Source organism: Kribbella sp. NPDC055110 (genome assembly GCF_053607525.1).
In genome coordinates this window covers 379,001-392,038 of the sequence record NZ_JBSGTS010000004.1, presented here as the reverse complement: position 1 = coordinate 392,038, position 13,038 = coordinate 379,001, and the positions used below count along the sequence as shown (strand labels likewise).

The following is a 13,038-nucleotide window of genomic DNA, read 5'->3' as shown; positions in this document are numbered from 1 at the left end:
CAAGACCCACCCGAACCAGCCTGTAACACTCCCCATTCGGAGCGGATCGACCCGCGGATCGACCCGCGGATCGCATCTTTGAGAACCCACCGACCGTTCTCGGGACCTGACAATGGTCGGTGGCTTCTCAAAGATGGAGCCCGCGGCCGATTCCGGTGGTTTGGGGAGTGTTGCAGGCTGATTCGGGTGGGTCTGGCTCCCCACACCGGTTTGGGGAGGCCCGAGTGCCGCGAATTCCTGGGCGTGCGTCGAACCCCGCCGAACTTATGGCACGAACTTCCGACTCGGGACACCAGTACGAGTCGACTGGGTTGGGCGGTCCGCCGCTGGTGCATGGCCACAGTCCGGGGTGGGTGGGAGTGGCGCGCAGCACGGCGACGGAGGAGCCGCGCGTTAGCGCTGCGTGGGCTCGCTACCTCCTCCTCGCCTGTCTTCCTCAGCTGGTACGAGTTCTCTTGGCTGGTAGCCGCTGGACAACTGACCCGGAGTAGCCGGAATACTGACGGCATGCTGAACTCCGCACTGCGTAGTCGGGCCGAGTATGCGGAACTCGGTGCCGACGGACTGGCCGCGCGTACGTCGCCCGAGCGGGACGCGCTGATCGTCAAGGCGGTGCAGGAGCTGCTGGAGGGACGCGAGACGGTGCTCGACCTGTGCTGCGGGTACGGGCGGGTCGCGCTGCCGCTGCGCCGCGCCGGCAAGGTCGTGCGCGGGCTGGACATCTCGCCGAACCTGCTCGAGGCCGGCCGCGCGCAGGCCGCCGAGGAGGAGCTCGCGATCGACTGGGCGATCGGCTCGATGACCGATCTGCCGTACAGCTGGAACTCGTTCGACGCGGTGATCTGCCTGTGGACGGCGTTCCACGAACTGTTCGCCGAGGACGAGCAGATCTCCACGATCTGCGAGATCTCCCGGGTCCTGAAGCCGGGCGGGATCGCGATCATCGAGGGCCCGGTCTGGGGGCCGGCGACCGCGGCCGAGATCGCCAACGGGATGCGTCAGGGACCGGAGCACCGGATCGTCACCACTGAGCACGACGACGACCGCAGCAGCGTGCACTTCATCCACGACGAGATCAGCTACGGCCGGCTCTGCGCGGCCGCCGGAATCGATGACTACAAGGTCTACAAACGTGACTGGGGCGGTCGTCGCCGGCTCATCCTGGAGATCCACCAGCCGACAACTTCCTGACATGTCAACAGGAGCAGATCCCCACTCCACATTGGGGATCTGCTCCTTATAAACCCGAGTGTAAAACCCTTCCCGGCAATTCCGGAAAACTCAGCTTTTTGCTTCGAGATTCAGCAAGAATCGTTTTGCGTCCAGCCCGCCGGCGTACCCGGTGAGCGCGCCGTTCGCGCCGACAACCCGATGGCAGGGCAGTACGACGCAGACCGGGTTCGCGCCCAGCGCCGTACCGACCGCGCGGGCCGCCTTCGGCTTGTCGATGTCGGCGGCAACGGTTCCGTACGTCGTCGTCGCGCCGTAGATCGTGTGCGTCGGCAGATCGTTCAGCACGAGCCGCTGGAACGGTGTCGCGAGCACCAGGTCCACCTCGACGTCGAAGGCCCGGCGGTCACCGGACAGGTACTCGTCGAGTTGCCGCCGTACGTCGTCCAGCGGCCGAGGCTGCCGTAGTACCCGCGGGGACACGGCCCGGGCGAGCCTCGTGGTCATGGTCTCCTCGTCGTCGAACGAGCTGGCGACGACGCGTCCGTGTGCGATCGCGAGCAGCATCGTCCCGATCGGGGTGTCGTGCAGCGTGTAGGCGACGTCGGCGTCGGGCAGGACGGGCGGCTTCAGGTCAGGGGTGCTGAGCCGGGTCAGCCGGCTCTCGAGATCAGTCATCGTGTACTCCGAGTTTCGTGCGCAGGGTCGCCAGCGCGTCGCTGACGAGCCGGCGCGACGCGGCGGGCGTGGTGTCCAGAGCGGCGGCCACGCCGTGGTGGTCCAGGTCGCCGACGTACTTGAGCGTGATTGCGAAGCGTTGCCGCTCCGGGAGTTCGTTGACCGCCCGCCACAGGCCGGGGTCCGGCCAGGCCGCGGCCTCCGGTCCGTCGACCGCGACCGGCGGCGCCTCGTCCAGTGGGCGCTGCGGTTTCCGCGCCCGGTGTACGTCGGTCGCGCACCGGGCGGTGATGGTGAGGAGCCAGCTGCGCAGGTTCTTCGCCGAGGCCAGCGTCGGGTACGCCGCGTACGCCTTCTCCCAGGCGCGCTGCGCGACGTCGTCACCGTCCTGGCCGGCCATCGCCCGCGCGAGCCTGGCGACGTCCCGCCAGTGCGCGTCGATCAAGGCCTGGAACGGCGGCAATCCGACCTTCTCCCGAACCATCACGCCAGTAGAACGCACCGACCATCGATCGTGTGAGGGCAAGTCGACGGCGTGTCGTCCCACCCGGTGGTCGGTTTCGGACACCCGTCCCGGATGGCGAGATTGTCGAGTTTCTCGGTAGACATTGATGTGAAGATAGCTGACATGACGACGACCCTCCTCACCCGCCGTCGCGTCATCGACCTGCTGCGGACGGCGAGCGCCACCTGTCGGTGACCCGTTCCCTCGCTGCTGCCTGCATGAGGCCTGTCTGATCCCGCCTCACATCACCTGTGGTCCCTGCCCCGTTCCGAGGGAGAGACATGTCTGTACCTGCCCTGAATCGTCCTGCCTTGTCCGTCGTACCTGACCGTTCCGAGGAGCGGATCGTGGACGCCGACGTCTACCGCTCCGTGTTCCGTCGCCACGCCGCCGGCGTCGTGGTGATCACCGCGGACGCCGGGCACGGCCCGGTCGGCTTCACCGCGACCTCGCTGGTCTCGATCAGCCTGCTGCCGCCGCTGGTCTCGTTCGCGATCGCGACCAACGCCTCCAGTTGGCCGGCCGTGAGTACGGCGAGCAGCGTGGTGATCAACTTCCTGTCCGCCGACCAGGGCGCGATCGCCGGCCGGTTCGCCACCAGCGGGATCGACCGGTTCGCCGAACCGACCCGCTGGTCGCGGCTGGCCACCGGCGAACCCGCGCTCGACGACGCCCCGAGCTTCCTGCGCGCGCAGATCGCGCACCGCTTCGCCGTCGGCGACCACTACCTGGTCGTCGCCCGCCTCGCCACCCACACCGAACGTCGTGAGCACGAGCCGCTGCTCTACCACGACGGCCGCTACGCGAAAGCCCACCATGTCTAGAAAACGCCTCTACTCCGCCCTCGCCCTGCTCGCACTCGTCACCGGCTGCGGCAGTAACGCCGCCGCCGGCGACTCCTCGAAGCTGTCGCTCGACGCCCCGCTCCCGACCACGGTCCCGGACGGCGCCAAGATCGTCGTCGGCGATCCCGCCACCGAGGTCGCGCTGAAGCTCTCGGGTCAGTACGACAAGGTCTCGAAGTACGTCCAGTTCGCCAACCTGAGCGGTGGTCCGCAGACCACCGAGGCGTTCCGGGCGCATGCTCTCGACCTCGGATCGGTCGCCGAGATCCCGTCGATCCACGCGACCTGGACCGGTCTGCACGTCAAGATCGTCGCGTCCAAGTTCCGGCAGGACCCGATCAGCCACCCGATCTACAAGCTCGGCGTCGCGCCGGGGGTGTCAGTGAAGACGCTCGGCGACCTGCGCGGCAAGAAGATCGCCTACAGCCCGGGACAGGCGCAGGGCGCGCTGATCCTGAAGGTGCTGAAGAAGGCCGGCTTGACCAAGGAGGACGTCAAGCTGATCGAGATCCCCAGCACCGGTGACGTGTACACGCAGGCGCTGGCCGGCAAGCAGGTCGACGTCGCCCCGATCGGCGGCGTCCAGATCAAGCGCTACCTGACCAAGTACGGCAAGGACGGCGCCAGCACGATCGACCACGGCCTGCGCGACGACGCCGGCCACCTCTACGGCCCGGTCGAGTCCCTCGAGGACCCGGCGAAGGCCGCGGCGATCCGCGCGTACGTCGCTGCCTGGGGCGTCGCCCAGGAGTGGATCGACAAGCACCCCAAGGAATGGATCCAGGGGTACTACGTGAAGGATCAGGGCCTGAGCGCCGCCGACGGGCAGTGGCTGGTCGACAACGCCGGTCACCCGGACATCCCGGCGGACTGGAGCGACGCGATCCAGCGGCAGCAGGAAACCATCGAGCTGCTCGCCAAGGAGACCGGCAACAAGGTGATCCAGGCGAAGGACCTGTACGACCTGCGGTTCCAGACCGTCGCCACGGACGCTATCAAGGCAGGCGTCAAATGAGTGCGACCACGCTTCCCGGGCTGCGGTCGCGCACCGCATCGGCTCCCGTCGTACGGCGTCGGCGGCTCGGGCCGGGGAAGCCGATCAAGTTCGGGGCCGCGATCGGGCCGGTGCTGCTGCTGGTGATCTGGAGCGTCGGATCGGCCACCGGTTGGATCGACCAACGAGTACTGTCCGCGCCGTGGACCGTGGTGACCACGGCCGGCGACCTGATCGCGGACGGCCGCCTGCAGTCGAACCTGTGGACCTCCGCGCAGCGGGCCCTGCTCGGTCTCGCGTTCGGCATCGTGCTGGGCGTGGTCCTCGCGCTGATCTCCGGCCTGTCCCGGCTCGGTGAGGCGGTCCTCGACGGTCCGGTCCAGATCAAGCGCGCGATCCCGTCACTGGCGCTGCTGCCGCTGCTGATCCTCTGGCTCGGCATCGGCGAGTCGATGAAGGTCGTCACCATCCTGCTCGGGGTGTTCATCCCGATCTACATCCACACCCACAACGGCCTGCGCACCATCGACAGCCGGTACGTCGAACTCGCGCAGACCGTCGGGTTGTCGCAATGGCAGTTCATCCGGCGCGTGGTGCTGCCGGGCGCACTGCCCGGGTTCCTGCTCGGGCTGCGGTTCGCGGTCACCGGCGCGTGGTTGTCGCTGGTCGTCGTCGAGCAGATCAACTCCACCAGCGGCATCGGTTACATGATGGAACTGGCCCGCACGTACGGGCAGACCGACATCATCATCGTCGGCCTGGTCGTGTACGGCATCCTCGGTCTGCTGTCCGACGCCGTCGTCCGCCTGATCCAGAGGAGGGCCCTGTCATGGCGACGAACGTTGGCCTCGTAACTGTCCAGGTCCGCGACCTGGTACGCCGGTACGACGACCGCGCCGTCCTGGACGGAGTGGACCTGGACATCGAACCTGGTGAGTTCGTCGCGCTGCTGGGCAAGAGCGGATCCGGTAAGAGCACGTTGTTGCGGGCCCTGGCCGGTCTGGATCACGACGTCGACGGCTCCGGTGAGCTCGCCGTACCGCAGAACGTCTCGGTCGTCTTCCAGGACTCGCGGTTGTTGCCGTGGGCAAGAGTGCTCGAGAACGTCGTGCTCGGTCTGGGCGGTGCGGACGAGCGCGGGCGGGAGAGTCTCGAAGAAGTCGGGCTGGCCGGGCGGGAGAAGGCGTGGCCGAACGAGTTGTCCGGTGGTGAGCAGCAGCGGGTCGCGTTGGCTCGGTCGCTGGTGCGGGAGCCGGAGCTGTTGCTCGCCGACGAGCCGTTCGGTGCGCTGGACGCGCTGACCCGGTTGAAGATGCACGTGTTGCTGCGCAAGTTGTGCGCGGCGCACCAACCCGCCGTACTCCTGGTGACGCACGACGTCGACGAGGCGATCGTGCTGGCCGATCGGGTGATCGTGCTCGACGCCGGCCAGATCGTCGCCGAGGAGACCATCGACCTGCCGGCGCCGCGCAGTGCGGCCGATCCAGGATTCGCCGTGGTCCGGTCGCGGCTTCTCGACGCGTTGGGAGTCTCGGCATGAGCAGGCAATTGCACCTGAATGCGTTCCTGATGAGCACCGGGCACCACGAGGCGTCCTGGCGGCTGCCGGAGAGCGATCCGTTCGCGAACACCTCGGTGGCGCACTACCAGGCCCTGGCGCAGCTGGCCGAGCGCGGCAAGTTCGACTCGATCTTCTTCGCGGACTCGCCGGTGCTGTTCGGCAATGTCGGGCGGCGGCCCGCCGGCTCGCTGGAGCCGACCGTGCTGCTCACCGCGATCGCAGCCGCCACGTCCCGGATCGGGCTGATCGCGACCGCGTCCACGACGTACAACGATCCGTTCAACCTGGCGCGGCGGTTCGCCAGCGTGGATCACGTGAGCGGTGGGCGTGCGGGCTGGAACGTGGTGACCACCGCGGGTCCGGAGGCGGCGCTCAACTTCAACCTCTCCGATCAGCCGACGCATGCGGAGCGGTACGAGCGCGCAGCGGAGTTCCTCGAGGTCGCGTACAAGCTCTGGGACTCGTGGCAGGACGATGCAGCGATCGCGGACAAGGCCGAGGGCGTTTGGGCGGTCCAGGAGCGGGTCCAGCCGATCGATCACGTCGGCCGGCACTTCCAGGTCCGCGGGCCGCTGAACCTGCCGCGGTCGCCGCAGGGGCACCCGCTGATCGTCCAGGCCGGGTCGTCCGAGGACGGCAAGGGGCTGGCGGCGCGGTACGCCGAGGCGGTGTTCACCGCGCAGCAGACGCTGGAGGACGCGCAGGACTTCTACCGCGACCTGAAGGCGCGTACGGCGGCGCTCGGGCGGGACCCTTCGGCGGTGAAGATCCTGCCCGGGATCGTGCCCGTCATCGGGTCCACGGTCGAGGAGGCGCAGCGGCTGGAGCAGCAGCTGGACGAACTGATCCAGCCGGAGCACGCGCGGTTGCAGCTCGCGAAGACGCTGCGGTTGTCGCCGGAGGACCTGCCGTTCGATCAGCAGCTCCCGGCGGAGCTCCCCGACGAGGACGAGATCGAGGGCGCGAAGAGCCGGTACACGCTGATCGTGACGCTCGCCCGGCGCGAGAAGCTGACCGTCCGCCAGCTGATCGGCCGGCTCGGCGGCGGGCGCGGGCACCGCACGTTCACGGGTACGCCGGAGCAGGTCGCGGACGCGATCCAGCACTGGTTCGAGGCGGGCGCGGCCGACGGTTTCAACGTGATGCCGCCGGTGCTCCCGTCCGGTCTCACGACGTTCGTGGACGAGGTGATCCCGATCCTGCAGGCCCGCGGCCTGTTCCGGACCGAATACACCGGCACAACCCTGCGCGAGCACTACGGCCTGGCGCGTCCAGCCGGGCGGACTCCACAGCTGCAGGAAGCGACTGCGTGAGGTGCTTGAGGGTCCCGTCAGGTGGCGGGACCCTCAACTCACTCGTACGACGAGCTTTCCGACCGCCTTGCCGTCCTGCATGATGCGGTGCGCGTCGCCGATCTCGTCCATCGTGAAGACGCGGTCGATCCGGATCGGGAGCTTGCCGGCCGCGACCAGGTCGACGTACCGCTGGAACGCGTCCGCGGGCAGGTCGGAGCTCTCGCCGCCGTACGCGGTCAGCCGGACGCCGTTCGGGAGGTATCCGATCGGATAGAAGTCCGGGATCGTCCAGGCGTCGCTGAGCATTCCGGTGAAACACACCGTGCCGTGCACCGCGGTGGCTTTCAGCGTGTCCGGTAGAACATTGGTCCCGACCAGTTCGAGGGCCGCGTGCACGCCGCCCGGAAGAATCTCCCGGACTTTCTCCGCAACGTTGCCGTCGTCAACGATCGGGTGATCGACACCGAGTTCGCGCAACACCTGCATTCGTTGGGGGTTCCGCGTGGTCGAGAACACGGTCAGCCCGTGCTCCTTCGCCAGTACGGCGGCCGCGACACCGACGGACGACGTACCGCCGCGGACCAGCAAGGACTGCCCGGGCTCGATCGCCAGCCCGGTGTAGAGCGAACCGTGGGCGGTCTGCAGCATCTCGGGCAGCGCGCCCAAAGTCGCCCAGTCGAGGTCGGTCTCGACCGGGATCACCGACGAAGCCGGTACGACGGTGTACTCGGCGTACCCGCCGTCGTACTCGCGTCCCATCCCGCCCATCATCGCGACCACCTGCTGCCCCGGCGCGAACTCACCGCCCGGCGCCAGGTCGACCGTCCCGGCCGCCTCGATGCCGGGGATCACCGGGAACCGCGCGTTCGTCGCGAGTCCTGCGCGGAGGTGGTACTCCGACCGGTTCAGGCCGAACGCCTCCACCTTGATCCGCACCCACCCGGTACGCGGCTCAGGCACCGCGACCCGCCGTACCCGAAGTTCTTCCGGCTGCACCGGACCGTCCAGCACGATCGCCCGCATGTCCATGTCGCCAATCATCACCTACCGTGTGAAAGAGTTTCTGTCATGGGGAAGCTCCCACGGGTGGTCGCGCACCGCGGTGCCAGCGACGTGAACCCCGAGCACACGCTGGCGGCGTACCAACGAGCGATCGACGTCGGCGCGGACGGGCTCGAGTGCGACGTCCGGCTGACCGCCGACGGGCATCTGGTCTGCGTCCACGACCGCCGGATCGAGCGCACCTCGAACGGCCGTGGCGTGCTGTCCACGATGAGCCTCCGCGAGCTGGAGGAGTACGACTGGGGCTCCTGGAAGCGCCCGTGGGCCGAGCTCGACGACGAGGCCGAACTCCCCGGTCTCGACGTCCGGAAGGTGCTCACGCTCGACACCCTGCTCGCGACCGTGCGGGACGCTGGCCGGCCGGTCGAGCTGGCGATCGAGACCAAGCACCCGACCCGGTACGCCGGACTGGTCGAGCGGCGCCTGATCGAGGCCCTCGACCGCTTCGGCTGGGCGCACCCGAAGGTCGGCACGGAGTCACCGGCCCGGGTGATGAGCTTCTCCTGGCTCTCACTGCGCCGGATGCGGATCTTGGCGCCCGGCCTGCGCACCGTCCTGCTGATGGACCGCGTCCCCCTACGCTTCCGCGACGGCTCGCTACCCACCGGTGTTTCGTACGCCGGACCGAGCCTGGAGATCGTCAGCGCACATCCGGAGTACGTCGATCGCGCGCACAAGCACGGGCATCAGGTCCACGTCTGGACCGTGAACGCCGAGAACGACATCCGGCATTGCCGCGAGATCGGCGTCGACGCGGTGATCAGCGACCGCCCGGACGTCGCGTTGCGGGTCCTCGCCGAGGGGCCGGAAGAAGTAGGACGTCGTACCTGACCTGCGGGTTTGTGACACTCCGGAACGAATTGTGTGGCTTGTGTCACGCCGGTATGGATACGTAGCGAGGCGAATGCGGGCGGTTATTGCAACGTTCAATTCCGTCGATTCCGTCACGGTTTCCCAGTGTTTAGGCGCGATCTTCGCGTGCTTATGTAACGGAATACCTGCGATGGTTTTCCGGGCCGCGATCGTGGGGAGAAGTCCTAGTGGCTGAACCGATCATCGAGGAGACCCTGCTTGTCCTCTGCGACCCTGCCCGCCGACGTGAGCGTTGTGGACGTCGTACTGCCGCACGAAGTGTCCGCGGTAGCGGACGCCCGCCGCCGTCTGGCCGGCTACCTGAAGCGCTACCGGGTCACCGACGCCGCCTGCGACGACGCGCAGCTGGTGCTCTCGGAGCTGCTTTCCAACGCGATCCGGTACGCGCCGCCGCTGCCGGCCGGTGAGGTGCGGGCCGCGTGGTGGATCGACAAGGCCGGCATCCACGTCGAGGTCACCGACGGGCGCGGCGACACCGAGCCGCACCGGATCACCGAGCCGCATCCGGAGTCGGTCGGCGGCCGCGGCCTGGCCATCGTCGACATCCTCACCTCCAGCTGGGACGTCCGCACCGCCGCCCGCCACCGCACAGTCCACGCAATCGTCCCGAGCTAGTTCCCCTTCCTCTCTCACCCATCAACTGACCTGAGCGGGTTGGCTCTCGGGTGGTGTGGACTGCAAGACTGCGGGTTATGGGAAAGAAGTCGCGGCAGCGCGCCAAGAACACGACGACGACCGTCACACTCGACCCGGCCGATCTGGCGGACGTCGGGCCGCGGGAACCCTGCCCGTGCGGTTCGGGCAAGCGGTTCAAGCAGTGCCACGGCAAGGACCGGGCACAGGCCGCCGACACCTTCGTGGTGCGGCCGTTCGAGGGGCTGCCGTCGGAGTGCGACCTGATCGCGTTCCGCGAGATCGTGCCGTCCGGCACGGTGCAGGTCGAGCTGACCGGTGAGAACGCAGGAAAGGTCATCAACCTGGTGACGCTGCTGCCGATGGCGATGCCGGGCGTCGTACGCGACGACGAGACGATCTGGATCGGCATGCAGACGCACGCCTCGTCCGGCGACCCGAGCCGCGACCTCGGCCACGCGATCACCACCGCGCTGCAGACCGACCCGGGCCACCCGGTCCAGGTCGGCGACCTGATGAAGGACGGCCCGCGACTGCAGGACCTGATCGACACCAGCAAGCCGATCGAGATCAAGGTCCACGAAGGCTTCGAGTACTGGGTCGGCGAGAACGTCGAGGACCCGACCGGTGAGGTCGCGGCCGGCCTGGAGCGCGCGAACGCCGCGGCGGCTCCGACGGTCCGGCTGGAGTCGGTCGAGGCGGCGTACTGGACGAAGATCGGCGACCGCCTCTACCTGCGCTGGGTCATGCCGCACACCGAGGACACGCTGCTCGACGCCCTCGCCCGGCTGCACGCCGCCGGCGGGTCCGCGCTCATCGACGGCAGCCGCCTGATCGGCTCCTTCCGCGCCCTCGGCGTCCTGGCGCCGGTCTGGGAGCTGCCGGCCGGCACCGAGGCCACCGACGTCGAGAAGCCCGCCGCCGACTTCGCCACCGCCCTCGAGAAGGCCCTCGCCACCGACGCCCCGCTGAGCACCGAAGAACGCGCCGCCCGAGCCGGCCTCGCCAGCCGCCAACTCACCATCCGCTGAAACGCAGAACGCCCGGCTGAATCATCAGCCGGGCGTTTCTGTTCACTCAGAGTGGTCTAGGCCATGATCGTTAAAATCTGCCTAGTACGTGGACGGCCCAAGTCCTGCTGACGGGGGAGCAACAGGGCCTGGGCCTAGCCATGAAGAGTACTCAGGCCGGGGCCTCCGCACAAGCCCCGATTTCACTCCGCGTGTCGTAGGGCTCACGGGGTTGCGGGCGCCCGCAGGACCGGGCACGACATGCACCGCGGTCCGCCACGGCCGGAGCCGAGCTCGGAGCCGGAGATCCGGATGACCTCAATCCCGGACTCCTCCAGCCGCGCATTGGTCTCCACGGTCCGCTCGTACGCGATGCACACCCGCGGCGCCAGGGCCAGAGTGTTGTTCCCGTCGTCCCACTGCTCCCGCTCGGCTGTCACCGGGTCCAGGCCGGTGTCGATCCGCCGCAGGGTGTCGATGCCGAGCGCCTTCGCTGCCGCGACCAGGAACGGCTCGGGCTCCGCGATGTGCAGCTGGTCGCCGTCGGTGGTGACCGCGAGCGCCCGCATCTCCTCCGCCATGTTCGGGTACATGAGCACGGCGTCGGTGTCGACCATCGTGCAGACGGTGTCCAGGTGCATCGTCGCCCGCTGCTGTGCGATCGGTACGGCGAGAACGGTGTGCGCGAGCCCCTTCGTGAAGACCCGTCGCGCCAACCGCTCCACACCGGCCGGTGTGGTCCGCTCCCCGACCCCGACCGCGAGTACGCCGGGACCGAGCGCGAGCACGTCCCCGCCCTCGACATGCTCGAGTTGGTGGTCGTACACCTTGTCGGCCCCCGCGAACCGCGGGTGGAACGTGTAGATCAGCTCGGTCAGCTGCGTCTCGCGCATCCGGGCCGGCATCGCGAGTGACGTGACCGCGACCGAGTCCCGGATCCAGACACTCGAGTCGCGGGTGAAGAGCAGGTTCGGCAGCGGGTCGATCAGGAAGTCCTCGTGCGCCAGCAGCGACGTGACCAACCCGCCTGCGTGCACCTCGTCATTGCGTACGCCGGCCATCAGCGCCTCCGCCAGCGCAGCCGCATCCAGATCGCCGAGGGACGCCCGCAGATAGTCGCGGAGGGTGTCACCCAGGCGCAGGTCCTCCGTTGCGCCGGCGACTGCCTGAGCCCGGGCCTCGGGATGGTCGAGGGACTCCGTCAGCAGCTCGCCGAGGTACAGCACCTCGACGTCGCGGTCGCGGAGCGCCTGGGCGAACGCGTCGTGCTCGTCCTGGGCCCGGCCGACCCAGGGGATGCCGTCGAACAGCAGTTTGTCGTTGTTGCGCGGGGTGAGCCGCCGGAGCTCGTTGCCCGGCCGGTGCAGCATCACCGTCCGCAGCGGACCGACCTCACTGTCGACGCCGTACGCCGCACTGCCCTGTCGCGTCTCGGTCATCCGTCCGCCCTTCGCTTCGCGTGCCCACCACGCTACGACAACCCAACCAATCTGTCTGATTGTCCGACAATATGCGCCGAACTACAAAAGAACAGAACCAACAGCCCCGCCTCGCTTCGCTCGGCGGGGTGGTGTGGGTTCAGGAGCGGACGCGGTCGTAGAGGAGGCAGAGGGCGCCGGACTCGGTGGGGGTCGAGTCGGTCAGCTTCCACGAGGTGGCCGGTAGGCCGTCCTCGAACAGCCGGGAGCCGCCGCCGACCAGCTCGGGGTCGAGGGTGATGCTCAGCCGGTCGATCTCGTCGGCCGCCAGCAGGGCGCGGATCACGCTCGAGCTGGCCAGCACGATGATGTCGCCGCCGTCCTGGGCACGCAGTTGCTTGACGACGTCCGCGGGCTCGCCGTCGGCGAGCCGGGAGTTCTGCCACGGCGCCTCGGTCAGCGTCGTCGAGAACACCACCTTCTCGGTCTCGTTCAGCCATCGGGAGAAGGCGCGGTCCTGCGGCGCCGCGTTCTCGTCGTCGGCCACGGCCGGCCAGAAGCCGCCGAAGCCCTGGTAGTTCTTCCGGCCGAGCAGGGCCGTGGTAGCCGGCTGGGTCACCCGGAGCATGTGCTCGCGGGCGCCCTCGGTGATCGCATGCGGAACGATCCAGCTCATGTCGTAGTCGCCACCGGCGCCGTTCACCCGGCCGTCGAGCGAGAGCGAGATGTTGGCGGTCACTGTGCGGGTCATTTCGGGTACCTCTTTCTCATCGGTCTTGCCTGACACCTGAAATCCTGCCGCCGCGCCCGCCCCGGAACATCTGCCACCTGGCCGATATCGCGATGCCACTGGCGGAGGCGCGACCTGTCGACAGAGAAGATGCCGCGATCCGGACCCCCTTCGAGGGTTTTCCACAGGCTCGTTCGAAAGAACGAGAAATCCACAGGCAGCGGACGCTGACGAGGTCGATCGGCTGGAGAGGAACTAGGCTGC

14 protein-coding genes are annotated in these 13,038 nt (G+C 68.5%); 9 read left to right on the top strand and 5 right to left on the bottom strand.

What is annotated here, in order from left to right; all coding sequences use genetic code 11:
- Positions 1 to 507: 507 nt before the first annotated feature.
- Positions 508 to 1,191, top strand: a complete 684-nt coding sequence (locus tag ACWF0M_RS09800) for a class I SAM-dependent methyltransferase (RefSeq protein WP_452235209.1) — start codon at positions 508 to 510, stop codon at positions 1,189 to 1,191.
- 90 nt (positions 1,192 to 1,281) lie between these two features.
- Here ACWF0M_RS09800 and ACWF0M_RS09795 read toward each other — a convergent pair whose 3' ends face one another.
- Positions 1,282 to 1,848, bottom strand: coding sequence for a methylated-DNA--[protein]-cysteine S-methyltransferase (locus ACWF0M_RS09795; RefSeq protein ID WP_452235208.1), 567 nt, complete (start codon positions 1,846 to 1,848; stop codon positions 1,282 to 1,284).
- On the bottom strand, positions 1,841 to 2,332 hold the full coding sequence (locus ACWF0M_RS09790; RefSeq protein WP_452235207.1) for an RNA polymerase sigma factor: 492 nt from the start codon (positions 2,330 to 2,332) through the stop codon (positions 1,841 to 1,843). Before ACWF0M_RS09790 ends, ACWF0M_RS09795 begins: the two co-directional genes overlap by 8 nt.
- A 302-nt stretch (positions 2,333 to 2,634) precedes the next feature.
- On the opposite strand from ACWF0M_RS09790, the gene ACWF0M_RS09785 reads away from it, so the two are divergent.
- The 5 genes from ACWF0M_RS09785 to ACWF0M_RS09765 are packed head-to-tail and all read left to right on the top strand — an operon-like array spanning position 2,635 to position 7,066.
- On the top strand, positions 2,635 to 3,177 hold the full coding sequence (locus tag ACWF0M_RS09785; protein WP_452235206.1) for a flavin reductase family protein: 543 nt from the start codon (positions 2,635 to 2,637) through the stop codon (positions 3,175 to 3,177).
- Positions 3,170 to 4,213 (top strand): ABC transporter substrate-binding protein, encoded by a 1,044-nt coding sequence (locus ACWF0M_RS09780; RefSeq protein ID WP_452235205.1) that lies wholly within the window; start codon positions 3,170 to 3,172, stop codon positions 4,211 to 4,213. The genes ACWF0M_RS09785 and ACWF0M_RS09780 overlap by 8 nt, the downstream gene beginning before the upstream one ends.
- Positions 4,210 to 5,046 (top strand): ABC transporter permease, encoded by an 837-nt coding sequence (locus ACWF0M_RS09775; RefSeq protein ID WP_452235204.1) that lies wholly within the window; start codon positions 4,210 to 4,212, stop codon positions 5,044 to 5,046. Before ACWF0M_RS09780 ends, ACWF0M_RS09775 begins: the two co-directional genes overlap by 4 nt.
- Positions 5,022 to 5,732: an ABC transporter ATP-binding protein gene (locus ACWF0M_RS09770; RefSeq protein WP_452235203.1), complete on the top strand. Its 711-nt coding sequence runs from the start codon at positions 5,022 to 5,024 to the stop codon at positions 5,730 to 5,732. The genes ACWF0M_RS09775 and ACWF0M_RS09770 overlap by 25 nt, the downstream gene beginning before the upstream one ends.
- Positions 5,729 to 7,066, top strand: a complete 1,338-nt coding sequence (locus ACWF0M_RS09765) for an LLM class flavin-dependent oxidoreductase (protein ID WP_452235202.1) — start codon at positions 5,729 to 5,731, stop codon at positions 7,064 to 7,066. The genes ACWF0M_RS09770 and ACWF0M_RS09765 overlap by 4 nt, the downstream gene beginning before the upstream one ends.
- Before the next feature lie 33 nt (positions 7,067 to 7,099).
- Here the strand turns inward: ACWF0M_RS09765 and ACWF0M_RS09760 are convergent, their stop codons facing one another.
- Entirely contained in the window at positions 7,100 to 8,077 is a 978-nt protein-coding gene (locus ACWF0M_RS09760) for a zinc-binding alcohol dehydrogenase family protein (protein WP_452235201.1), read from the bottom strand.
- A gap of 39 nt (positions 8,078 to 8,116) precedes the next feature.
- Here ACWF0M_RS09760 and ACWF0M_RS09755 point away from each other — a divergent pair, with 39 nt between their 5' ends.
- The 3 genes from ACWF0M_RS09755 (at position 8,117) to ACWF0M_RS09745 (ending at position 10,647) form a co-directional block, all read left to right on the top strand.
- Positions 8,117 to 8,941, top strand: a complete 825-nt coding sequence (locus ACWF0M_RS09755; protein WP_452235200.1) for a glycerophosphodiester phosphodiesterase — start codon at positions 8,117 to 8,119, stop codon at positions 8,939 to 8,941.
- A 240-nt stretch (positions 8,942 to 9,181) separates the two neighbouring features.
- On the top strand, positions 9,182 to 9,598 hold the full coding sequence (locus ACWF0M_RS09750) for an ATP-binding protein (RefSeq protein WP_452235199.1): 417 nt from the start codon (positions 9,182 to 9,184) through the stop codon (positions 9,596 to 9,598).
- A gap of 77 nt (positions 9,599 to 9,675) precedes the next feature.
- Positions 9,676 to 10,647, top strand: coding sequence for a DUF5926 family protein (locus tag ACWF0M_RS09745; protein WP_452235198.1), 972 nt, complete (start codon positions 9,676 to 9,678; stop codon positions 10,645 to 10,647).
- 203 nt (positions 10,648 to 10,850) lie between these two features.
- Here ACWF0M_RS09745 and ACWF0M_RS09740 read toward each other — a convergent pair whose 3' ends face one another.
- The gene (locus ACWF0M_RS09740; RefSeq protein WP_452235197.1) at positions 10,851 to 12,065 is read right to left on the bottom strand and encodes an arginine deiminase; all 1,215 of its coding nucleotides are present in this window, start codon (positions 12,063 to 12,065) and stop codon (positions 10,851 to 10,853) included.
- Between the two features lie 139 nt (positions 12,066 to 12,204).
- A complete protein-coding gene (locus tag ACWF0M_RS09735) occupies positions 12,205 to 12,795 on the bottom strand; it encodes a dihydrofolate reductase family protein (protein WP_452235196.1) in 591 nt (196 codons plus the stop codon).
- Between the last annotated feature and the right edge of the window lie 243 nt (positions 12,796 to 13,038).

Coding starts and splice junctions, on each gene's coding strand:
- ACWF0M_RS09790 (WP_452235207.1), bottom strand. CDS start 2,332: ATGGTTCGGGAGAAGGTCGGATTGCCGCCGTTCCAGGCCTTGATCGAC.
- ACWF0M_RS09740 (WP_452235197.1), bottom strand. CDS start 12,065: ATGACCGAGACGCGACAGGGCAGTGCGGCGTACGGCGTCGACAGTGAG.
- ACWF0M_RS09745 (WP_452235198.1), top strand. CDS start 9,676: ATGGGAAAGAAGTCGCGGCAGCGCGCCAAGAACACGACGACGACCGTC.
- ACWF0M_RS09760 (WP_452235201.1), bottom strand. CDS start 8,077: ATGGACATGCGGGCGATCGTGCTGGACGGTCCGGTGCAGCCGGAAGAA.
- ACWF0M_RS09785 (WP_452235206.1), top strand. CDS start 2,635: ATGTCTGTACCTGCCCTGAATCGTCCTGCCTTGTCCGTCGTACCTGAC.
- ACWF0M_RS09780 (WP_452235205.1), top strand. CDS start 3,170: ATGTCTAGAAAACGCCTCTACTCCGCCCTCGCCCTGCTCGCACTCGTC.
- ACWF0M_RS09765 (WP_452235202.1), top strand. CDS start 5,729: ATGAGCAGGCAATTGCACCTGAATGCGTTCCTGATGAGCACCGGGCAC.
- ACWF0M_RS09795 (WP_452235208.1), bottom strand. CDS start 1,848: ATGACTGATCTCGAGAGCCGGCTGACCCGGCTCAGCACCCCTGACCTG.
- ACWF0M_RS09735 (WP_452235196.1), bottom strand. CDS start 12,795: ATGACCCGCACAGTGACCGCCAACATCTCGCTCTCGCTCGACGGCCGG.
- ACWF0M_RS09770 (WP_452235203.1), top strand. CDS start 5,022: ATGGCGACGAACGTTGGCCTCGTAACTGTCCAGGTCCGCGACCTGGTA.
- ACWF0M_RS09775 (WP_452235204.1), top strand. CDS start 4,210: ATGAGTGCGACCACGCTTCCCGGGCTGCGGTCGCGCACCGCATCGGCT.
- ACWF0M_RS09800 (WP_452235209.1), top strand. CDS start 508: ATGCTGAACTCCGCACTGCGTAGTCGGGCCGAGTATGCGGAACTCGGT.
- ACWF0M_RS09755 (WP_452235200.1), top strand. CDS start 8,117: ATGGGGAAGCTCCCACGGGTGGTCGCGCACCGCGGTGCCAGCGACGTG.